Annotated in this window: 22 protein-coding genes; 10 read left to right on the top strand and 12 right to left on the bottom strand. The window is 57.1% G+C overall.

The features are described 5' to 3' along the window. Nucleotides 1-50: 50 nt before the first annotated feature. Nucleotides 51-545, top strand: a complete 495-nt coding sequence (locus ACR0IY_RS07595) for a phosphotransferase (protein ID WP_480672098.1) — start codon at nucleotides 51-53, stop codon at nucleotides 543-545. A gap of 49 nt (nucleotides 546-594) precedes the next feature. On the opposite strand, the gene clpA is transcribed toward ACR0IY_RS07595, so the two are convergent. Then, on the bottom strand, nucleotides 595-2,919 hold the full coding sequence (gene clpA / locus ACR0IY_RS07590) for an ATP-dependent Clp protease ATP-binding subunit ClpA (RefSeq protein WP_480671849.1): 2,325 nt from the start codon (nucleotides 2,917-2,919) through the stop codon (nucleotides 595-597). A gap of 165 nt (nucleotides 2,920-3,084) precedes the next feature. Then, nucleotides 3,085-3,852, bottom strand: a complete 768-nt coding sequence (gene gloB, locus ACR0IY_RS07585) for a hydroxyacylglutathione hydrolase (RefSeq protein WP_480671847.1) — start codon at nucleotides 3,850-3,852, stop codon at nucleotides 3,085-3,087. Nucleotides 3,853-3,913: 61 nt separating this feature from the next. Here gloB and ACR0IY_RS07580 point away from each other — a divergent pair, with 61 nt between their 5' ends. The 7 genes from ACR0IY_RS07580 to ACR0IY_RS07550 all read left to right on the top strand — a co-directional run bounded on the left by ACR0IY_RS07580 (nucleotide 3,914) and on the right by ACR0IY_RS07550 (nucleotide 10,282). Then, nucleotides 3,914-4,648, top strand: a complete 735-nt coding sequence (locus tag ACR0IY_RS07580) for a class I SAM-dependent methyltransferase (protein ID WP_480671845.1) — start codon at nucleotides 3,914-3,916, stop codon at nucleotides 4,646-4,648. Between the two features lie 308 nt (nucleotides 4,649-4,956). Further along, entirely contained in the window at nucleotides 4,957-5,517 is a 561-nt protein-coding gene (locus ACR0IY_RS07575; protein ID WP_480671843.1) for a F0F1 ATP synthase subunit delta, read from the top strand. Further along, nucleotides 5,518-7,056, top strand: a complete 1,539-nt coding sequence (gene atpA, locus ACR0IY_RS07570) for a F0F1 ATP synthase subunit alpha (RefSeq protein ID WP_480671841.1) — start codon at nucleotides 5,518-5,520, stop codon at nucleotides 7,054-7,056. 12 nt (nucleotides 7,057-7,068) lie between these two features. Next, on the top strand, nucleotides 7,069-7,947 hold the full coding sequence (locus ACR0IY_RS07565; RefSeq protein ID WP_480671839.1) for a F0F1 ATP synthase subunit gamma: 879 nt from the start codon (nucleotides 7,069-7,071) through the stop codon (nucleotides 7,945-7,947). A gap of 20 nt (nucleotides 7,948-7,967) precedes the next feature. Further along, on the top strand, nucleotides 7,968-9,392 hold the full coding sequence (atpD, locus tag ACR0IY_RS07560) for a F0F1 ATP synthase subunit beta (RefSeq protein ID WP_480671837.1): 1,425 nt from the start codon (nucleotides 7,968-7,970) through the stop codon (nucleotides 9,390-9,392). Nucleotides 9,393-9,404: 12 nt separating this feature from the next. Beyond that, on the top strand, nucleotides 9,405-9,815 hold the full coding sequence (locus tag ACR0IY_RS07555; protein WP_170670045.1) for a F0F1 ATP synthase subunit epsilon: 411 nt from the start codon (nucleotides 9,405-9,407) through the stop codon (nucleotides 9,813-9,815). Between the two features lie 116 nt (nucleotides 9,816-9,931). Further along, the gene (locus ACR0IY_RS07550) at nucleotides 9,932-10,282 is read left to right on the top strand and encodes an H-type lectin domain-containing protein (RefSeq protein ID WP_480671835.1); all 351 of its coding nucleotides are present in this window, start codon (nucleotides 9,932-9,934) and stop codon (nucleotides 10,280-10,282) included. Between the two features lie 36 nt (nucleotides 10,283-10,318). Here ACR0IY_RS07550 and ACR0IY_RS07545 read toward each other — a convergent pair whose 3' ends face one another. From ACR0IY_RS07545 to ACR0IY_RS07525, 5 genes are all read right to left on the bottom strand, one after another. Then, on the bottom strand, nucleotides 10,319-11,137 hold the full coding sequence (locus tag ACR0IY_RS07545) for a M15 family metallopeptidase (RefSeq protein WP_480671833.1): 819 nt from the start codon (nucleotides 11,135-11,137) through the stop codon (nucleotides 10,319-10,321). A 180-nt stretch (nucleotides 11,138-11,317) separates the two neighbouring features. Beyond that, nucleotides 11,318-12,337 carry a ribose-phosphate pyrophosphokinase gene (locus ACR0IY_RS07540; protein ID WP_480671831.1) on the bottom strand — a complete coding sequence of 340 codons (1,020 nt, stop codon included), beginning with the start codon at nucleotides 12,335-12,337 and terminating at the stop codon, nucleotides 11,318-11,320. Between the two features lie 224 nt (nucleotides 12,338-12,561). After that, nucleotides 12,562-13,596, bottom strand: a complete 1,035-nt coding sequence (locus ACR0IY_RS07535) for a threonine aldolase family protein (protein ID WP_480671829.1) — start codon at nucleotides 13,594-13,596, stop codon at nucleotides 12,562-12,564. Then, entirely contained in the window at nucleotides 13,596-14,069 is a 474-nt protein-coding gene (locus tag ACR0IY_RS07530; protein WP_480671827.1) for a YcgN family cysteine cluster protein, read from the bottom strand. Before ACR0IY_RS07530 ends, ACR0IY_RS07535 begins: the two co-directional genes overlap by 1 nt. Continuing rightward, entirely contained in the window at nucleotides 14,066-14,998 is a 933-nt protein-coding gene (locus ACR0IY_RS07525) for a bifunctional riboflavin kinase/FAD synthetase (RefSeq protein WP_480671825.1), read from the bottom strand. The genes ACR0IY_RS07530 and ACR0IY_RS07525 overlap by 4 nt, the downstream gene beginning before the upstream one ends. Nucleotides 14,999-15,251: 253 nt before the next feature. Between ACR0IY_RS07525 and ACR0IY_RS07520 the strand changes: the two genes are divergently transcribed. Both ACR0IY_RS07520 and ACR0IY_RS07515 read left to right on the top strand, forming a co-directional pair. Next, complete coding sequence (locus ACR0IY_RS07520; RefSeq protein ID WP_480671823.1) at nucleotides 15,252-15,833, top strand: methylenetetrahydrofolate reductase C-terminal domain-containing protein; 582 nt, start codon at nucleotides 15,252-15,254, stop codon at nucleotides 15,831-15,833. After that, a complete protein-coding gene (locus tag ACR0IY_RS07515) occupies nucleotides 15,830-16,819 on the top strand; it encodes a methylenetetrahydrofolate reductase (protein ID WP_480671821.1) in 990 nt (329 codons plus the stop codon). The genes ACR0IY_RS07520 and ACR0IY_RS07515 overlap by 4 nt, the downstream gene beginning before the upstream one ends. A gap of 78 nt (nucleotides 16,820-16,897) precedes the next feature. On the opposite strand, the gene ACR0IY_RS07510 is transcribed toward ACR0IY_RS07515, so the two are convergent. From ACR0IY_RS07510 to ACR0IY_RS07490, 5 genes are all read right to left on the bottom strand, one after another. Beyond that, nucleotides 16,898-17,341: a MaoC family dehydratase gene (locus ACR0IY_RS07510; protein WP_480671819.1), complete on the bottom strand. Its 444-nt coding sequence runs from the start codon at nucleotides 17,339-17,341 to the stop codon at nucleotides 16,898-16,900. 100 nt (nucleotides 17,342-17,441) lie between these two features. Continuing rightward, nucleotides 17,442-18,317 (bottom strand): HAD family hydrolase, encoded by an 876-nt coding sequence (locus ACR0IY_RS07505; RefSeq protein ID WP_480671817.1) that lies wholly within the window; start codon nucleotides 18,315-18,317, stop codon nucleotides 17,442-17,444. Nucleotides 18,318-18,412: 95 nt separating this feature from the next. After that, the gene (locus tag ACR0IY_RS07500; RefSeq protein WP_480671816.1) at nucleotides 18,413-19,489 is read right to left on the bottom strand and encodes a DUF389 domain-containing protein; all 1,077 of its coding nucleotides are present in this window, start codon (nucleotides 19,487-19,489) and stop codon (nucleotides 18,413-18,415) included. A 132-nt stretch (nucleotides 19,490-19,621) separates the two neighbouring features. Then, on the bottom strand, nucleotides 19,622-20,542 hold the full coding sequence (locus ACR0IY_RS07495; RefSeq protein WP_480671814.1) for a manganese-dependent inorganic pyrophosphatase: 921 nt from the start codon (nucleotides 20,540-20,542) through the stop codon (nucleotides 19,622-19,624). Nucleotides 20,543-20,652: 110 nt separating this feature from the next. Continuing rightward, nucleotides 20,653-21,633, bottom strand: a complete 981-nt coding sequence (locus tag ACR0IY_RS07490) for a TraB/GumN family protein (RefSeq protein WP_480671812.1) — start codon at nucleotides 21,631-21,633, stop codon at nucleotides 20,653-20,655. Nucleotides 21,634-21,711 lie beyond the last annotated feature (78 nt).

Below are 21,711 nucleotides of genomic sequence, written 5' to 3'. Positions count from 1 at the left end.
GAACACGGTTGTGGCTGAAACGCGTTGAACGATCCTCACCCCTGCTTTGGGTGGTAAAGGGAACTCCGAAAAAAGCGTTCAACCGTGACCGGCGTTCACATCGTTTTCTATGGAACAGCGGTGCACCCGTCCCGGAAATTGTTTCCGAAGGTTCGGATTACATCGTTATTAAAGATGCGGGGGCCAGTCTGACTAACATCTGTGCATGTTCTTCTTTGACGGTCCAGGAAAAAGCAAAGGTATGTCGCGCGGCGGGCCAAACGTTGGCGCGCTTGCATTCTGCCGATGTGACCCACGGTCGCCCGGCTTTTCGGGACATGTGCTGGGACGGAAAGCAAATTCGGTTCATTGATTTCGAGTATTTCGTACATACCAGGGCTGGGTGGCTTCGCAAAGTCAGGGACGTTGGTATCGCGCTAGTGTCGGCTTTGTGTCAGGGGATCAACGGGCCGCGATATGCGCATGCCCTTTTGTCTGCTTACCGGGCAACTCAGTATCGCCGGTCAGAATATCCTATCAACCCGTTTCCGCAGCGCACCGAATAACTAAAAAACCCGCCACAGAGGGCGGGTTTCTTTCTTGTCGCGGATGCGATCAATCAGCGGTCAGTAACGGAGGCTTGTCTCCCGGAATACGCGGCTGATCGGGACCGAGGATTTCCAGGTTCAGTTCGCCCTTCTTAACCGAGACGCGAACCACACCACCCTTAGCCAGTTTTCCGAACAGAAGCTCTTCAGCCAGCGGCTTCTTGATGTGCTCTTGAATGACGCGGCCCAGCGGACGCGCACCCATCTTGTCGTCATAGCCCTTGTCAGCCAGCCATTCGGCGGCCTTGGGTGTCAGATCGATGCTCACGCCGCGGTCCAGAAGCTGCGCTTCAAGTTGCAGCACGAACTTCTCGACCACCTGCAAGATGACCTCTTTCGGCAGTGGTGCGAATGAAATCACCGCGTCCAGACGGTTGCGGAATTCCGGTGTGAACATGCGTTCGATCGCGGCGGTGTCTTCGCCTTCGCGACGGTCACGGGCAAAGCCGATGGCGGCTTTGGCCTGTTCCTGCGCACCCGCGTTCGAGGTCATGATAAGCACCACATTGCGGAAGTTCACCGTGCGGCCGTTGTGATCGGTCAGCTCACCGTGGTCCATCACCTGAAGCAGGATGTTGAACACGTCAGGATGGGCTTTTTCGATCTCATCCAGCAGCAACACGCAATGCGGATGCTGGTCGACGCCGTCGGTCAACAGACCACCCTGGTCGAACCCGACGTAACCCGGAGGCGCGCCGATCAAGCGGGAAACCGCGTGTTTCTCCATGTATTCCGACATGTCGAACCGCAATAATTCAACACCCAGCGTATCCGCCAGTTGTTTTGCTACTTCGGTCTTACCCACGCCGGTCGGACCAGCGAACAGGTAGTTGCCGATTGGCTTTTCGGGCTCACGCAGACCGGCGCGTGCCAGTTTGATCGCGCTGGACAGCGCGTCGATGGCTTCGTCCTGTCCGAACACCACCCGTTTAAGCGAGGCTTCGAGGTCTTTCAGGACCTCGGCATCGTCCTTGGTGACATTCTTGGGCGGAATACGCGCGATTTTGGCTACGACAGCTTCGATCTCTTTCACGCCGATGGTTTTGCGGCGTTTGCTTTCCGCGACCAGATGCTGCGCTGCACCAGCCTCGTCGATTACGTCAATTGCCTTATCGGGAAGTTTGCGATCGTTGATATAGCGTGCCGACAACTCCACCGCGGTTTTGATTGCATCTGCGGTGTATTTGATATCGTGATGCTTTTCGAAATAGGGTTTCAGACCGCGCAGAATTTTCACGCTGTCTTCGACCGAAGGCTCGTTCACGTCGATTTTCTGGAACCGGCGGCTCAGCGCGCGGTCCTTTTCGAAATGCTGACGGAATTCCTTGTAAGTGGTCGAACCCATGGTGCGCAGTTTGCCGCCCTGCAACGCAGGCTTTAGCAGGTTAGACGCGTCCATCGCACCACCCGAAGTGGCGCCGGCGCCGATCACGGTGTGGATCTCGTCGATGAACAGAACGGCGTCAGGGTGATCTTCCAATTCGGTCACAACGGCCTTGAGCCGTTCTTCGAAATCGCCGCGATAACGGGTGCCTGCCAACAGTGCGCCCATGTCCAGCGAATAGATTGTGGTCTCTGACAGAACCTCGGGTGCTTCGCCCTGTACGATCTTATAGGCCAGACCTTCGGCAATGGCGGTTTTACCCACGCCTGGATCGCCCACCAACAGCGGGTTGTTCTTGCGGCGGCGGCACAGGACCTGAATGCAACGCTCAACCTCGTCGGCGCGGCCGATCAGGGGATCGACGTCGCCTGCGCGAGACTTGGCGTTAAGATCAATGCAGTATTTCCCAAGCGCGCTTTCTTTTTGCTCGCCTTCGCTGGCGTTGGATTGAACTTCTTCCTCGACCTGATCCGCGCCAGAGACCGAGCGGTTCTCGCCGTAGGCGGGGTCCTTGGCAACGCCATGCGCGATGAAATTGACCGCGTCATAGCGGGTCATGTCCTGTTCCTGCAGGAAATAGGCAGCGTTGCTTTCGCGTTCCGCGAAGATGGCAACCAACACATTGGCACCGGTCACTTCGGTCCGGCCCGAGCTTTGGACGTGGATCGCGGCGCGCTGGATCACGCGCTGGAATGCCGCCGTGGGCACCGCTTCGGACCCGTCTATATCGGTGACAAGGTTTGACAAGTCTTCGTCGATGAATTCGACCAGAGTATTGCGCAACTCGTCCAGATCGACACTGCAGGCCTTCATGACGCGAATGGCATCGGGTTCTTCCAGCAGCGCCAGCAGCAGATGCTCTAGCGTTGCGAATTCATGGCGCCGTTCATTCGCAGCTGCCAGGGCCGCGTGAATGGCTTGTTCTAATGTGCTCGAGAATGAAGGCACGCGGGTGCTCCTCTGTCTTGGGTCGAAGGGGCAGGATGTGGCCCCGGTTCAACCATGTCCTCATACTATTAGAGTTTGGTTGATCGTGGCCCGGCTTCAAGGGTTTTCTTTCACTTGACAGTCACATTTAACGTGACCGTTGCCGTGAAGAGAGCGAAATAAGCTCTAAAAACGGTCTTTTCTAGCCCTGATCTCGGCAAAAACCTCCGCAGGGTCGGCATTTTCCATACCTAAATTCGCTTTAATCGAAGGGTCAGCAGCGCGCAGGAACGGGTTCGTGGCCTTTTCCAGCGCCAAAGTTGATGGAACCGTGGGCTTTCCGGCGGCACGAGCGCGGTCGGTATCGACAATGCGTTGTTGCAGTGCGGCATTGTTCGGATCAACGGTTATGGCAAATTTACCGTTGGCTTGTGTATATTCATGGCCTGAGCAGACAATTGTTTCGTCTGGCAGCGCGGCCAGCTTGCTGAGAGAGGCCCACATCTGCGGCGCAGTTCCCTCGAACAGGCGGCCGCATCCCAGTGCCATCAGACTGTCTGCGGTGAAAACCACTCCGCTTACCGGCATGTAAAACGCGATATGGCCTACGGTGTGACCTGAAACATCTAACACCTCGACCTGTTCACCTCCGATATCGAAACGATCTCCTTCCCTTACCTGTTGATCCAGAGGGGGCAGGCGGTATGCATCTGCTGCGGCGCCGATGACTTTGGCCGGTTGTTTTTCAAGGATTCCGGGTAAACCGTCGACATGATCCCAATGATGATGAGTTAACAGGACATGAGAAAGGGTCCAGCCATGAGCGTCCAACTCGGCCAGAATCGGGCCGGCCTCGGGCGCATCGATCAGCGCGGTCTGGCCACTGGCCGCATCATGCGCCAGAAAGGCGTAGTTATCGCTGAGACATGGGATGGTTACGATCTCAAGAGGCATGGCCTTTTGCCCTTTCGTTGCTAGACTGCGCCCAGCTAAGCCGATTGACCGGGTGTCCGCAATGCATCTTGATGTGCAGGATCTGAGGAACTTCTATTACCGCAGCACGCTGGGACGTGCGGCGCAGGCGGCAATACGAGGTCGACTGATCGAATTGTGGCCCGAGGCCAAAGGTCAAACTGTAGCTGGGTTCGGGTTTGCCGTACCGTTGCTGCGCCCCTATCTGGCGGACGCAAGGCGTGTGATCGGATTGATGCCGGGTCCGCAGGGGGTGATGCCGTGGCCTGCAGGAATGCCCAATGTTTCGGTCCTGACAGAAGAAACACTCTGGCCCATCGAAACCGGGCATGTAGACAAGCTGGTGGTAATGCATGGGCTGGAAACTTCCAGCCGCCCCAGTGAGCTGTTGAATGAATGCTGGCGGGTATTGGGGCCGGGCGGACGAGCCTTGTTCGTAGTTCCTAACCGGGCTGGATTGTGGTCCCGAACAGACCGAACACCTTTCGGGTTTGGTCGACCCTATTCGGCGTCCCAGTTGGAAAGTCAGCTAAAGGCGCATCACTTTATCCCCGAGAATCATTGTTCCGCGCTGTATCTGCCACCGTCCTTTCGGCGGTTTTGGTTAAAGTCGGGCAGTCTGATCGAGAAAACCGGACAGCGTGTTCCAACGGTCATGGCGGGCGGCGTGTTGATGGTTGAGGTTACCAAACATATCCGGCCGCCCAGCGGAAGAGTCACCAAAGACGCCGAGCGCCGTCCGATCAAGGCGCTGGATGGTCTTTTAAAGCCAGCGTAGGTTTTGTGCCATTTTGAGCCATGTCAAAGCGCAAAACTGCATAAATTTGATCAAAGGAATCGCAAAAACCTACACTTTCGTAACATTTTTACGGCCCTTTCCCCGGATAAAAGGGTCGCACCCTATGTAAGTTATTGAAATAAAACATTTTGTGGATAAACGGCAGACCACTATAATATATTGCTAGCTGAGGTTGGCTCTGCTACATCCCCGGTGATTTTGATCCCCGCCCTTTCTGGACGGGGTTTCCTCACGCCCCGCGTAGCGGCCGCTACATCTTCGGGGCCTCAAGTATCGGAAGGGTGGACGTGTCCGAACCAGCTTCGATTTCCACTGGCATTGCTGAACGCTATGCCACCGCGATCTTTGAGATCGCCAAAGAGAATAATGACCTTGCAGGTCTGGAAACCGGCATCAACGATCTGGCAGCAGCTTTGGGCGCAAGCGCCGACTTGCGCGACCTGATCGCCTCGCCGCTGGTTTCACGCTCCGAACAGGAAGCAGCGATTACCGCGATTGCCGACAAAATGGGTCTGCATACCATCCTGCGCAACACGCTGGGCCTGATGGCTGAGAAACGCCGCCTGTTTGTCATACCGCAACTGATTCAGGTCCTGCGCGATATGCTGGCGGATGAGCGCGGTGAAGTGACTGCGGATGTTGCGTCGGCCAAGGCGCTGACCAAGACTCAGATGGAAAAACTGTCCAAGACGCTGTCCGAGCGTGTGGGCAAGACCGTGACAATCAATGCGACCGTGGATGAAAGCCTCATCGGCGGTCTTGTCGTTAAAGTGGGTTCGAAGATGATCGATAGCTCGATCCGTTCGAAGCTGAACTCCCTACAGAATGCAATGAAAGAGGTCGGATAAATGGGAATCCAAGCTGCAGAGATTTCTGCAATCCTGAAGGACCAGATCAAGAATTTTGGTCAGGAAGCCGAAGTGGCCGAAATCGGTCGCGTGCTGAGCGTCGGTGACGGGATTGCCCGTGTATACGGCCTGGACAATGTGCAAGCGGGTGAAATGGTCGAATTCCCCGGTGGCATCATGGGCATGGCCCTGAACCTGGAAAGCGACAACGTGGGTGTTGTTATCTTCGGTTCTGACCGTGACATCAAAGAAGGTGACACCGTCAAGCGCACCAACTCGATCGTGGACGTTCCAATCGGTGACGAACTGCTGGGCCGCGTTGTTGACGGTCTGGGCAACCCGATTGATGGCAAAGGCCCCATCAACGCAACCAAGCGTGGCGTTGCAGACGTCAAAGCCCCCGGCATTATCCCGCGTAAATCGGTGCACGAGCCGATGGCAACCGGTCTGAAATCGGTTGACGCGATGATCCCGATCGGCCGCGGCCAGCGGGAACTGATCATTGGTGACCGCCAGACCGGTAAAACTGCTGTGGCTCTGGACACCATCCTGAACCAGAAAACCTACAACGATGCGGCAGGCGACGACGAGTCGAAGAAACTGTACTGCATCTATGTTGCGGTTGGTCAAAAGCGTTCGACCGTTGCGCAGTTGGTGAAGAAGCTGGAAGAATCCGGCGCGATTGAATACTCGATCGTTGTGGCTGCGACCGCGTCCGACCCGGCGCCGATGCAGTTCCTGGCACCTTACGCCGCAACCGCGATGGCTGAATTCTTCCGTGACAACGGCCGCCACGCTCTGATCATCTATGATGACCTGTCGAAACAGGCTGTGTCCTATCGTCAGATGTCGCTGTTGCTGCGCCGCCCGCCTGGACGTGAAGCTTATCCGGGTGACGTTTTCTATCTCCACTCGCGCCTGCTGGAACGTTCGGCGAAGCTGAACGAAGACTTCGGTGCCGGTTCGCTGACCGCTCTGCCGGTCATCGAAACCCAGGGTGGTGACGTTTCGGCGTTTATTCCGACCAACGTGATCTCGATCACCGACGGTCAGATCTTCCTCGAAACCGAGCTGTTCTACCAAGGCATTCGTCCTGCTGTGAACACAGGTCTGTCGGTTTCGCGTGTGGGCTCGTCCGCCCAGACCAACGCGATGAAATCGGTCGCCGGTCCGGTTAAGCTGGAACTGGCTCAGTACCGTGAAATGGCTGCGTTTGCGCAGTTCGGCTCCGACCTTGACGCCGCAACCCAGCAGCTGCTGAACCGTGGTGCACGTCTGACCGAGCTGATGAAACAGCCGCAATACTCGCCGCTGACCAACGCGGAAATCGTCTGCGTCATCTTCGCTGGTACCAACGGTTACCTCGACAAGATCGCCGTTTCCGATGTTGGCCGCTATGAGGCCGGTCTGCTGTCGCACCTGCGCGGCAAGCACGCCGATCTGCTTCAGTGGCTCACCGACGAAGATCCGAAGATCAAAGGTGAAGCGTCCGACAAGATCAAGGCAGCGATCGACGAATACGCCGCAACCTTCGCTTGATAGGAGGTTCCGATGCCTAGTCTGAAGGACCTTAAAAACAGGATCGAGTCGGTCAAGTCGACCCGCAAGATCACCAAGGCCATGCAGATGGTCGCGGCTGCAAAACTGCGCCGCGCCCAGGAATCTGCCGAAGCCTCGCGCCCCTATGCCGAGCGGTTCAATGCCGTGATGGCGGGGCTGGCGGCGTCGGTCGGGGGCAGCGACAGCGCCCCCAAGCTGCTCCGTGGTACGGGCAGTGATGATGTCCATCTGCTGGTTGTTATGACGGCTGAACGCGGCCTGTGCGGCGGTTTCAACGCGAACATCGCCAAACTGGCTCGCCAAAAGGCGGACGAGCTGCGCGCCAAAGGCAAGACGGTCAAAGTTCTGACCGTTGGCAAAAAAGGCCGTGACGCGCTCAAGCGTGATTTCAGCGATCTGTTCGTAGGACATATCGACCTGAGCGAGGTCAAGCGTATTGGATATTCCAATGCGCAGGACATCGCCAAGGACATCCTGTCCCGTTTTGACGGGGCTGAGTTCGATGTTGCCACGATCTTCTACTCGAAGTTCGTAAACGTCGTGACCCAGATCCCGACGGCACAGCAGATCATCCCTGCCTCGTTCGAAGACGAAGCGACGGGTGACGACAGCGGTGCCGTATTCGACTACGAGCCCAGCGAAGAGGCCATTCTGGCCGATCTGCTGCCTAAGGGGGTTGCGACCGCGATCTTCTCGGCTCTGCTCGAAAACGGAGCCTCGGAACAGGGTGCACGGATGTCCGCAATGGACAACGCAACACGTAACGCGGGTGAGATGATCGACAAGCTGACGATCCAGTTCAACCGCTCGCGTCAGGCCGTGATCACCAACGAGCTGATTGAAATTATTTCCGGCGCCGAAGCGCTGTAGAGACAAACCGGAGACGAAACATGGCGAATGCAAAAGGCAAAGTCACACAGATCATCGGGGCCGTCGTCGACGTGCACTTCGAAGATCAGCTGCCTGAAATTCTGAACGCGCTGGAAACCACCAACAACGGCAAGCGCCTGGTACTGGAAGTTGCCCAGCACCTGGGTGAAAACACCGTCCGTACCATCGCGATGGACGCGACCGAAGGTCTGGTCCGCGGCGAGGCTGTCACCGATACCGGCGCACCGATCTCGGTTCCGGTGGGTAACGCCACCCTGGGCCGTATCCTGAACGTGGTCGGCGAGCCGATCGACGAAAAGGGTGAAGTTGCCGCAACCGAAACCCGTGCCATCCACCAGCCCGCACCGGACTTCGACGAACAGTCGACCGAGTCGGAAATTCTGGTGACCGGCATCAAGGTTGTTGACCTGCTGGCCCCTTACGCCAAAGGCGGTAAGATCGGTCTGTTCGGCGGCGCCGGCGTGGGTAAAACCGTTCTGATCATGGAACTGATCAACAACATCGCAAAAGTGCACTCGGGCTTCTCGGTGTTCGCGGGCGTTGGTGAACGGACCCGTGAAGGGAACGACCTGTACCACGAGATGATCGAATCGAACGTGATCAAGCCGGACAACCTGTCGGAATCGCAGGTGGCCCTGGTTTACGGTCAGATGAACGAACCTCCGGGAGCGCGTGCACGTGTTGCTCTGACCGGCCTGACCTTGGCCGAGCAGTTCCGCGACCAGTCCGGTACCGACGTTCTGTTCTTTGTCGACAACATCTTCCGCTTTACGCAGGCGGGTTCCGAGGTTTCGGCTCTGCTGGGTCGTATTCCTTCGGCGGTGGGTTACCAGCCGACGCTGGCCACCGACATGGGTGCCCTGCAGGAACGCATCACCTCGACCAAGTCGGGCTCGATCACCTCGGTGCAGGCGATCTACGTGCCTGCGGACGACCTTACCGACCCTGCGCCGGCAACGTCGTTTGCGCACTTGGACGCAACCACCGTTCTGAACCGTGCGATCTCGGAAAAGGGTATCTACCCGGCTGTTGACCCGCTCGACTCGTCCTCGCGTCTGCTTGACCCGGCCATCGTCGGCGAAGAGCACTACAAGGTTGCGACCGACGTTCAGCAGATCCTTCAGCGCTACAAGTCGCTGCAGGACATCATCGCCATCCTTGGCATGGATGAACTGTCGGAAGAGGACAAACTGACCGTGGCCCGCGCCCGTAAGATCGAACGCTTCATGTCGCAGCCGTTCGACGTGGCTCAGGTCTTCACCGGTTCGCCGGGTGTTCAGGTTCCTCTGGATGTCACCATCGCGTCGTTCAAGGCTGTTGTAGCCGGCGAATACGATCACCTGCCCGAAGCGGCCTTCCTGATGGTTGGCGGCATCGACGAAGTGATCGCCAAAGCGGAAAAGATGGCCGCAGAAGCCGCCTAAGGAGCAAACCTGATGGCAAACACGATGCAATTCGACCTCGTCAGCCCCGAGCGGAGCCTTGCTTCGCTTGCGGCGACGGCGGTCCAGATTCCCGGCGCGGACGGGGACATGACGGCGATGCCCGATCATGCCCCCACCATTACCACGCTGCGCCCGGGCATCCTGAAGGTCGAGGCGCCCGAAGGGTCCAGCGAATACCTGGTCACCGGCGGGTTTGCCCAGATCAACGGCGACGGCCTGTCTGTTCTGGCCGAAAAAGCCATTCCGGTGGCTGAAGTGACCCGGTCGCATCTGGATGACCTGATCGCCGAAGCACGCGCGTCGCATGAAGCGGCCAAGGCAGGTGACGATCAGACCATCGTTGACGATGCCGCCAAGCTGCTGGCCGACATGGAAGCCCTTGGAACGCATATGAGCCTGTAAGGCTCGGACGTCTCTTCAGAATTTGAACGGCTCCGCCTGTGCGGGGCCGTTTTTTTGTCGTGATTTTGTTGAAGCTGCGGGATAAGTTGCAGGAATTCAAAGATAAAGACACCAGAATGAAAACTTTTCGAACCCACCCAATTGGTATTGATCAAGGCGAGACGGTGCTGTTCTCCGAGTTTGCCGACGGCGGCGAGATGTGGACGGGTGAAGGCCCGCGGGAACGGCGTACGACCATCACATTCAGCCAGCCCTTTCGGTCCGCGCCCGTCGTTCAGATCGGAGTTTCGCTGTGGGACGTGGATACATCGTCGGCTTTGCGCGCAGAGGTGACGGCAGAAGACATCACACCCGAAGGGTTCAGCGCTGTGTTTAGGACGTGGTCAGACACGCGGATTGCCCGTATCCGTGTCACCTGGACCGCATTCGGTGAAGTGGCGCATGAGGACGACTGGAATATTTCTTAATCTTTTGAGATCATTGAAAAAGAACTCTGCCCTTGCCTAAGGCGTTGCGGGTCCGTACCAGGCCGATTGCGGATTGCCCGAGTCGGCGGCCGTGCGATTGGCAGCCCATAGTTGCGTGCCCAAATCAAAATGCCACCACTCAAATGCGTAGTTGGTAAAGCCTGCGCTGCCCATCGCCCAATATAGCAAGCGCCGGTTCTGCAGGGCCTCCTGATCGCTCAGAGACAATCTGTCGAGGTCGCCGTGGTGCGTCGCCAGAAGCTGTTCGAAGTAGGCTGTGTGTGTGACCTCTGCGGGATCATCAAACGTACTGCCAAAAAACAGATGCTCTTTGGTGGCCCGGTTGCGAAGGGTCAGATCAATTGCCCCGCCTGTAATATGCGTGGGCCATGTTTCCGAATTATTCGGATCAAATCTGCGGGGATCGGAACAGTACCGACCTGCAAAATCTATGAATTCATCTTCGGTGGGATCATTCAGAGTTTTGCGGGCCTGAGAGATGAAAAAGTCCCAAAGCTCTTGCTGAACAGGAATGGGGCGATAGCCGTTCAGGGCAAAGATCTCTAACCCCAAATTGCCCAATTCTTCATTCACGTCCGAAAGCCTTTTGGCCAAAGACAGGCGTACGCGTACACTTGAATCCGCACTGGAAAAACTGCGCTTGTACGGTGGGTTCAGGCCGTCTGTCCGGGCATAAAAATTGTCGCCGGCTATGCCGTATTGCGACAGTTCAACCAAAGGTTCCTGAAACCGCGGGTCGCTCCGGTCCACCGGAACGTGGCTGTAGTTCATTGCAGAAGGAGAGTTCGGGACAAAGGGGATAGGGCGGCCCCGAGATTTGGAAAAATCCTGCACCCCATTGTCCTCAGTGGTTGTTCAAATCACATTCTGATGCAATGGCATTGCAATTCCAGAACGGATTTTAGTCAAGGACTACTTATAGGAGACAACCGCAAGCGAGTGTCTTGCGATCCAACGCCACCGTCTCATCACCTGCGGAAAAAGCAGGGCGGCCGCGCCGGGCCGCCCACGGGATTAATCCATATTGTACATCGACTCGTAGATCGGCGTCAGGGTCTTGTCTTCGAATAGGGACGAAACGCTGGTGCCGTTCCAGATGTTCAGGATCGCCTGCGTAAAGATCGGAGCCGTGGGAACAATGCGAATATTCTTGGCCTTGAGGATCTCCTCCGTCGGCTGGATCGTGTCGGTCAGCACCAGAGATTTCATCACCGAATTGGTCACACGTTCGACCGCAGGGCCGCTCATGACGCCGTGTGTGATGTAGGAGTGGACTTCTTTCGCGCCGTTATCCAGCAGAACCTGCGCCGCTTTGCACAGCGTGCCGGCCGTGTCGCACATGTCGTCAACGATCAGGCAGATCTTGTCTTTAACGTCACCGATAACTGTCATCTCGGCCACTTCACCCGCTTTTTCGCGACGCTTGTCCACGATCGAGAGGGGGGCGTTGATCCGCTTGGCCAGTTCACGCGCACGGGCCACGCCGCCCACGTCGGGCGAGACAACCATGAGCTCATCCAGGCTGTCCTTGAACTGGTGCTTCACATCCAGCGCAAAGATAGGCGAGGCATAGAGGTTGTCCACGGGGATATCGAAGAAGCCCTGAATCTGAGCGGCGTGCAGGTCCATGGTCAGAACCCGTTCGATCCCGGCACCGGTCAGCATGTTGGCGACCAGCTTGGCGCTGATCGGAGTGCGGGCCTTGGTGCGGCGGTCCTGACGGGCATAGCCGAAATAGGGGATCACGGCAGTGATCCGCTGGGCCGAGGACCGGCGCAGCGCGTCGGCGATTATCAGTAGCTCCATCAGGTTGTCATTGGCCGGGTTCGAGGTCGGCTGGACGATGAACATATCTTCGCCGCGGACGTTTTCGAACATTTCGACGAAGATTTCGCCGTCGTTAAAGCGCTCGACCCGCGCATCGACCAGACCCTGATCGACACCGCGATACAGGCTCATTCGACGTGTAATGGTTTCGGCAAGCGGAAGATTGGCGTTCCCAGCGATGAGCTTGGGTTCGTTGAGTGTCGGCATCGGCTGAAAGTCCCCGGGCAGCATTGGCAAATGTGACAGATTCGTGGTGTTGACACCGCTTAGCATGGCGTTACGGCCACGCAAAGATTTCGCTGCGGACAATTTACATATGGCCGCCGTTGGCCACTATTTTGCGACACTTTCGCAGTGCCCTGCATGACAAAAGCGCTGTTTCTGGACAGGTGTTCGACAACGCGGAAGGGAATGGGCCTTGCCCTAGGTCGCTATAGCAGGTTCAGGAACCGGTCTATGTCGTCCCCGGTGATCGACCAATCACAGACCAAACGACAGGCCAGAAGTTCCTGATCATCGGCCCCATTCAATTCGGCACCCCAAAGGTGATACACAGCCCCGGCATCATGCAGCTGCTTGTGTCGAGCGCGGGAGAACTGCGCGAAAACCATGTTGGCCTGCGGTTCGTGCAGGAATAAGGCCCCTTTAGCGCGTAGGCCGTCTACTAAGCGCGCACAGTTCTCATTCGCCTGACGGGCCAGTTTCAGCCAAAGATCATCTTTCAGATAAGCTGCCATTTGGGCAGACAGATAGCGATGCTTGGAAAACAGGTGCGCGCCTCGCTTGCGGCGAAGCTCGAATTCCCAGGCTTTGGTCTCGTCAAAGAAGATGACTGCCTCGACCCCCATCAAACCGTTCTTGGTGCCGCCAAAGCTGACGGCGTCCACGCCCGCCTTCCACGTCATGTCTGCCGGAGAGCAATTCAGCGCCACCAAAGCGTTTGTAAACCGCGCGCCGTCCAGATGCACCGGCAACCCATATTCCTTTGCCACGCCGCACAGGGCCTGCAGTTCGGCCAGCGAATAGACCGAGCCACGTTCCGTCACTTGTGTGATCGAGACCGGGCCACGCTGCGGACCGTGTACGCCGCGTGTCTCTTCGCCCAGAATGGAACCGCGCAGCGCCTCAGGGGTCATCTTGTCGCCGCCCTGCACCAGTGTCAGTTTTGCCCCGCTGTAAAACTCCGGTGCGTTGCATTCGTCTTCGTGGATATGAGCGACAGGAGAGCAAAAGATCGTCTCCCACGGGTTTGCCAGCGTCGACAACGCCAGCGAATTTGCGGCTGTCCCGGTGGCCACCAAATACACTGCCGCGCCCGGAGCTTCGAAAATGCCGCGAATGCGGTCCCGCGCCTCGTTCATTAAAGTGTCAGCCCCGTAGGCCATTTGATAGCTTTGATTGGCCTCGTTCAACGCGGCCATGACCTGAGGATGAACCGGGCCGGAATTGTCAGAGGCGAAATACATCAGTTGGGTTCCTCGATGACATAATCTTCCCACTCTTCGATGGGGGTTTCGAACTCGGACACCGTACGCCCCTGAACCGAGACTCCGGCGGCATGCACGCTGTCCGGCGTACCAGATATCAAAGGGTGCCAATCGTAAAGGGGTTTGCCTTCCCACAGCAACCGATAGGCGCAGGTCTGCGGCATCCAATAGGCGTGATCGTCGATATTGTCCGGCGTCATCACGATGCATTCCGGCACGAACTGGTGACGAATGTCATATTGTGTGCAGCGGCAGGTTTCATCGTCCAGCAGGCGACAGGCAACGCAGGTCAGGGCAACTTCGCCGGTGTCTTCATCCTCGAGCTTGTTCAGACAGCACTTGCCGCACCCGTCGCACAAGGCCTCCCATTCGCGCTGGTTCATCTTGGTCAGCGGTTTGCGTTCCCAGAACCTGCGGGGCAGGCTATCGCGGTCTATCGGGTCGGTGGTCATAATGCGGCCAGCAGGGCACGGGCCTTGTCACAATCGACGTCCATCTGCGCAACCAGATCGTTCAGACTATCAAAGGTCAATTCCGGTCGCAGATAGTCGACCAGTCCGACCGACAGGGTCGCCCCATAAAGATCGCCGGAGAAGTCGAATAGAAACGTTTCGATATTCGGTACTTCGCCATTGAACATGGGGCGCGTCCCGACCGACGCAGCTCCGTGATAGCTTCCTCGGTGGGGGCCATCCAATACATCGACCAGCACCGCATAGACGCCGAATCTTGGTGGGTGCAGCCCTTCGATCGACATGTTCGCGGTCGGAAATCCAAGCTCTCGCCCGCGCTGTTCGCCGCCGATAACTTCGCCCTCGATCCGGTGCCAGTGACCCAACATGGCCGTCGCGTCGCGGGGGCGGCCTTCGGTCAATGCGGTGCGGATCGCGGTCGACGACACAACGTTTTCAGACCGTTCCATAAGCGGGGCGATGGTCACACCGAACCCCATTTCCTCTCCGAACCGGGCCATGTCTTCCGCCGAACCGCTGCGCCCTTTGCCAAAGCAGAAATCCGCACCCACAACAACATGCGACAGGCCTAACCCTTCGCAGATCACGTTCTGGGCGAACTCCTCGGGTGACAGGCTGGCAAGTGCAGAGTTGAACGGCAGTTCGTACAGCTTTTGCACCCCCAGCTTTTCCAACCGGTGCGCGCGGGCATTGCCCCGCATCAGACGAAACGGAGGGGCGTCAGGCGCAAAGTACTCCCGCGGGTGCGGCTCGAACGTCAGTACCCCCAACGGCGCGTCCGGGGCTGCATTGCGCGCCAGTTCAATCACCGACTGGTGACCGATGTGAACGCCGTCAAAATTCCCGATCGCCACAGTGGCGTCGCGGTCCTGAGGCTCGATAAACTTAAAATCCCGGATGATGCGCATGAGTGTTTGCGTAGCGGGGCCGGGAAACATGTTCAAGCGCAAGAATGAATTTTGGGGGGCAATGCCGAAACTTCCCAACATACTCTTTTCGGGAAAGGACGGCGGGCCATGGTTCACGTCATTATGGGCGTACAAGTGCTTGAGTTGAAAAAAATTTCGGGTGTAGACTGAAGGTCCAGCCCCTTGGGTATGTAACACGCCTGATTAATGGGGGTAGCCAGGTTCGGACGAACCCAGCTCAGGAGGCAGAACCATGTATCGGTTGCGACTGTTCGCGATTCGCCATTCCCGCATCTTTGAGTGGATCTATAAATGTGTCGAACGCGGCATGGTCGCATTGGATCCGGTCTTTGCGAAAATCGGTTACAACCGTGTCGAACGCCCAATCGCGCTGGTGGAAAAAGGTGTTAAGACGCTGTTGTTTGACTGCAAGATGTGCGGGCAATGCGTCTTGTCATCCACTGGTATGTCCTGCCCGATGAACTGTCCGAAACAACTGCGCAACGGTCCGTGCGGGGGCGTGCGGCCCGGTGAATTCTGCGAGGTAAAACCCGACATGAAATGTGTCTGGGCTCTGGCCTGGGACGGGTCCAGCAGAATGCGTAACGGTGCGGAGAAGATTAAAGAAGTCCTGCCGCCAGTGGAACACACGTTGCGCGGGTCGTCGTCGTGGTTGCGGGTCAGTCGCGAAATTGCTGCGAAAGAGCGCGAAGCACGGGATGCCGCGCGCATGACTGTGGCGCAAGCGTTTCCCGAGGCACGCAGGAACGAGCCTTCGGCTGCACCGCTGGCTACCGAGCCGCCAAATGCTGTGAACAGGGAACTGAAGAAATGAGCGACGCGCAAGGTCAGGACGTCGAACAGATCGGTTATGTCCCGGTACCTGAGGGGTTTGTGTCGCACAGCCGGTTGGAAAGAGTTTTGCGCTCGGGCCGGTTTGCGGTCACGGCAGAATTGAACCCACCTGACAGCGCCGATCCCGCGGATGTCTATCAGGCGGCTCAGCCATTGGGCGAAGTGGCCGATGCGATCAATGCAACGGATGCTTCGGGTGCCAACTGTCATATGTCGTCAATCGGGATTTGTGCGCTTCTGACGCGCGCGGGATATTCCCCAGTTTACCAGATTTCCTGTCGGGACCGGAACCGGATTGCAATTCAAGGCGACGTGCTGGGCGCGGCCGCATTGGGTGTAAGCAACGTCTTGTGCCTGACCGGTGACGGGGTTGGCGTCGGAGATCAACCGGGGGCGAAGCCGGTGTTCGACTTTGACTCTCTGACCTTGCTACGCACAATTCGCACTATGCGTGATCAGGGGACGTTTCTGTCCGGTCGAAAAATCTCGCGCCCACCGCAGCTGTTTTTAGGGGCTGCGGAAAACCCCTGTATTCCGCCCTATGATTGGCGCCCGGAAAGGTTGGCCAAGAAAGTCGAGGCCGGAGCGGAGTATATTCAGACCAACTATATCTATGACATTCCGCTGTTTGAGAATTTTATGGCGCGGGTGCGGGATACCGGTTTGGACAAGAGGGTTTTTATTGTCGCAGGTGTCGGCCCAATCGCGTCTGCGCGGGCCGCACGTTGGATGCGCAGTAACGTGCCGGGGATTCACATCCCCGATCAGGTCATCGACCGGATGGAGCAGGCGGAAAAGCCCGCCGAGGAAGGCAAAAAGATCTGTATTGAGCTGATCCAGCAAATCCGGGAAATCGCCGGGGTTGCTGGCGTGCATGTCATGGCCTATCGACGTGAACACTTGGTGTCCGAGATCATTCTGGAATCCGGGGCTTTGAAAGGGCGCAAGCGATCACGCAGCACCTAAGTAGGGCGTTTGGAGTGACGCGACCCGCAACAAAAAAGGCGCCGATCCGGCGCCTTTCCGGTTTTGTCCCTGGTTTGATCAGTCGAATTTGCGCGACGGGGCCAGCACCATCGCCTCACCCACCAGCACTTTCTTACCTTCGACGGCGCAGTGGCAGTCCAGTTTGACCCTGCGCTTGGCAAAGTCGATGTCGATCACCTTTACTTCGGCGTAAACCATGTCTCCGGGACGGACCGGAGCCAGGAATTTCAGGGACTGGCCCATATAGACCGTGCCATGACCGGGAAGTTGTTCACCAATCACGGCAGAAATCAGGCCAGCGGTCAGCATACCGTGGGCGATACGGCCCTGAAAGATCGTGTCACGGGCGTAATCGTCATCCAGGTGTACCGGATTCCGGTCCGTCGAAACTTGGGCGAACATTTCGATATCTTCGTCCGTCACCACTTTGCGCAGGTGCCGGGTCATACCCATTTCAATGTCTTCAATACAGATCGTTCCGCGTGGAAGATTGTCCAACATGTCGCCCTCACTCGAATTCGCGGGGCAACAAAACAACGAAAGCCGCCCCTGTTCGGCAACTTTATTACTTCGCAACTGCAGAAAATCAAGTCTTTTTTGATTACCGTAGACGACCGATTGTATAGGTGGGGTTAATATTTTCCCTTTTAATATAATCGGTTAAGGATTCATGGTGGGGATGGTGCGACGTTTTTGTTTCCGCCGCAGCTAATCCACCCGAGATAAACAGGGAATCAATCCCTTCGCCCATACCGCCCAGAATGTCCGTGTGGGGGCCGTCGCCGATCACCAGAATGTCGCCATCCGGTATGTCTTGCCCCAGTTCCTGCAACCTGCGGCGCGCCAAGTCGTAGATGGGCGGATGGGGCTTGCCGAAATACAGGCTTTCGCCCCCCATCTCGGTATAGAGCTTGGCCAAGGCACCTGCGCACCATTCCCGGACCTCACCGCGATCCACGACAATGTCGGGGTTGGCGCAGAGCAACTTCATGCCCTTTTGCTTGGCATAAAGGAAATCCGGACGGTTTACCGATGGGTCTGCCATTGGATCAAACGGCCCGCAGCATACGATCCCTTCGGCTTCATCCAGCGGAACGCGTTCGATGTGAATGGGATGGTGCAACAGCTTCAGTGGTTCAAAGAAGCCGGCATCGCGTTGCCATTCGCCCATGAAATAGACCTTGTGACCCACCTCGCCCCGGAACATCGCCGAGCGCGCGGAATCTCCGCTGGTTGCAATGGTATCGTAGGCGTCGTCAGGTACATTGAATTGTGCCAGCTGTTCGGCCACACCTGCGCGTGGTTTCGGAGAGTTTGTGACCAGCACAACAATCCCACCCTGCGATCGGTAGTTTTTCAGCGCCTCAACAGCTTCGGGATAGGCGGTGATCCCGTTGTGAACGCAGCCCCAAAGATCAACGAACAGCGCCTTGTAGCGGTCTGAAATTTCGGAAAGCGCGTGAATGATCTGCGTCATGGGGACCTCGGGATCTGAAATCGGAGCTGCCACACCTATGGCAAAGCTTTTGCATATTGACCATCCCGCTTTGAAAAATGCGACAGGTGTGGAGGTCAGTTTTCTTCGATACTGTCCTGAACGTCTGGCGCTTGCTGAACATTTTCCGTACCCAGGATAATTTGCGCGCCAATTCTGTTCTGAAAGCGAACGACGACAAGATAACCGGGGCCCAGCTCTTCCGTTAACACGTCCACCAAAGGCGTTTCTCGCAAGCTCTCGGGCAGCAGTCCGACGATGGAGGACACTTTGTAGGCCGACTCGACGGGAAGATCGACAATCAGCCAGATATCCGCCTGCTTACGTTTGGCGTTAACGTCGATGCGAATGATTTCGACGGATACCGGATCCGCCCAATCGCGGATGGTCTGTGCTACCTGCGCCTCGGTTCGTGTTTCAAGGTAACGGTTGTAAGTGGACTTGCCGAGTTGGATGACGACGACCGTCAGAAAGGCCAGGGTCACCACCACGCTGGCAGTGAAATTTAGCTTGCGTTTGCCCTTGCCGAACACGACCGACCGGGCGGCATAAACAATGTAGACCGCACAGGCGGAAAGGATGATTGCGCCAAGGTTAGTGGCAAATAGCAAACCCGCCTCATACGCGTCGGCAGGTTCACCAAAGTACAATAGGATTCCCGAGGCGGATAAAGGCGGCACCAGCGACACGCCGATTGCCGCGCCCGGCAACAAGCTGAGTTCCGAGCGATTGATCTGCACATATGCCCCTGCTACGCCAGCGGCCAGCGCTACAATCAGATCCTCGGTTCCGGGGTCAGTTCGCGCCAGAACCTGATCAGGGATCAATATGCCGCGTGGCACATCAGCGACATACACAAGTATCCACGCCGTCAGAACGCAAAGTACGGCCGCGCCGCAGACGATCAGTGCAAGGTTTAGCGCCCGTCCCAGCCATCCCATGACCATTGCCGCAGCCACGCCGAGGATAGGTGTCATCAGCGGGGCGACCAGCATCGCGGCAATAACAACCGCCCCGGAATTGCGCAGCAAACCCATAGTGGCAATGACAACGGACAGGGACAGTAGCATCGCAAAGCGCCGCCAGTAGGCAGCCTTGTCCTTGCCTTCAAAGAGCAGGATATCCCGCGTCGTACTGAACTTGCGCGTACTCATACGTACGTCTGATCTCACTCGTCACGTGTCTTTCAGGATCAGACTAGCAACGGAAACGAGTCTCGCAAATCTTTAGTGGTTACAAAAAAAGGCGCCCGAGAGGGGCGCCTTTCCGAAAATATGCTCTAAGGCTCAGACCTTGAGGTTCGGGATGATCTGCTTTTTGCGGCTCATGATGCCGGGCAGAACCACGGCGTCGCCATCGACCGACGCGCCAAAGCTTTTCTCAGCGACGCCTTTGACCAGATCATTGGGTACCAGCAGTGTGGCTTCTTCGTTCAGGATGTCGACTACGAACAGCAGAACCTGATCAACGCCGTCTTCCTTGGCGACGTCGACCATCGACTCGGCAAGGCTGGCCTTGCGGTCCAGCACGACGCCCGGTGCGGTGGTTTCCAGCACCGAGACTCGGAACTTGGTGCCGTCGACTTCGTATTCCTTGCTGTCCATGCGGATCAGTTCGGCGTCCGAGAACGACGAGACATCCGATTTGGCCGCAAACATATCTGCAGCATAGGCCGAAATATCCAACTCCAGTTCCGATGCCAGCTTTTCAGCCACTTCGCGATCATGCGCGGTTGTGGTCGGCGAGCGGAATTCCAGCGTGTCCGACAGGATGCAGGTCAGTGCCGCCCCTTTGATGGCGTCAGGCATTTTGGCTGCGTCTTCACCCATCAGGTCAACCATGATGGTTGCGGTGCAGGCCAGCGGACGCACGGTGATGTCGATCGGGCCTTTGGTTTCCAGGCCGCCGACCAGCTTGTGGTGGTCGATGATGGCGCGGATATCCGCATCGTTGATGTTAGCAGGCAGTTCTGCGGGGTTGTTGGTATCGACGATCACCACCGGGGTGTCTGCGGCCAGATCGTCGAGGATGCGAGGCTTGGGCAGGTCCCAGTTTTCCAACATGAACGCGGCTTCGGTGTTGGGCTCGCCCAGCAAAACAGGCTCGGCTTTTTCGCCTTTGACTTCATTCAGGTACCACGACCACAGGATCGGTGAACCTGTGGAATCGGTGTCGGGGGATTTGTGACCAAATACGAGGGTTGTCATGTCAGCGTCCTGAGGATGATAAATTTGCGCGCGTTATAGGGCGGACTGCCGGGGTTGTCACCCGGCAGTGTAGGTGCTGCGACGGTTGGTCTGACTTTGCGCGAAATTGGTCAGAAAGGGGCGCGGGTCAGCGTATAGCCAGCCTGCTGCAACTGGCTCAACAGACCATGTGTGCCGCCGAGATGTCCTGCGCCCACGGCGATCACGGCTGTCTGATCCTGAATGTTCAGAATATGCGACATCCAGTTATTGTTGCGTTCCACCAAAAGCTGCTGTTCGAACGCGTTCCACTCTTCATCGAATATTTCGGTCGCCAGGCCCGACTCTGCGCGCCCCTGCAAACGGGCCAGTTGGATGATCTGCCCGTGCTGCTCTTCGAGGTAGGCATTCGCCATCGTTGCCATTTGATCTTCACTGCCTCCAAGCGCACCGATCATACGAACAAGAGATTGCACCTGATCCTCAAGAGAATGGCTGTCGAACATTGCCATCAGGTCCGCAATCTCTTCCAGAGAACGCTGGGGGATGTCATTTTCCTCGGCTAGATCAGTCAGCCGCGCATCCATCCCGTGCTTTGCGTTGACGTCCTGCATCATGCAGGGCGGTATGCCCAGCATCATGCTTAGAAACCAGGGGCGCATTTTGGCGGCCATCCAACCGGGGATGCCACGCTCGGCCAGTTCGCTTGAGATAGTGGTCCAGTCTTCTTCGGACATAAGGTCAATCAATGTCGGTCCGGATGTGATCAGAACGGGTGACAGATCCTTGGCCAGATCCGCCTCAAAAGCTGCCATCTCATCCTTGGTGACTTCGAAGTAGAACGTATCGGCAGTGCTCAGCACCGGCCTAAGGCGCTCGACTACCGCATCCATGCGTGGATCGTTGGTGTGGAGCGTCCCGATCAGGTGCAAAACCGCATCGCCCTTTGTTGCGATCCAATGATTGCCTTCGGAAAAGGGCGTGTCGGCCAGAGCCTGTTGCAGTTCGGCTTGTATCTCAGGTGTCAGATCCGGCCGCAAGTCACGCCCCTCGCAGGCGGCATGGGCCGAAAAAGGCAGGAACAAGCAAATGAAAAGGAAAAATAGACGCATCAGGTCCATCCCGGATAACTGAAAATTCTTGACTGCATCAAGCTTGCCCATGGTCTTGGGGCGGCGCAACCCGCCTTT

Source organism: Ruegeria sp. BC1 (genome assembly GCF_056539305.1).
This window is presented reverse-complemented; position numbering and strand designations above follow the sequence as displayed.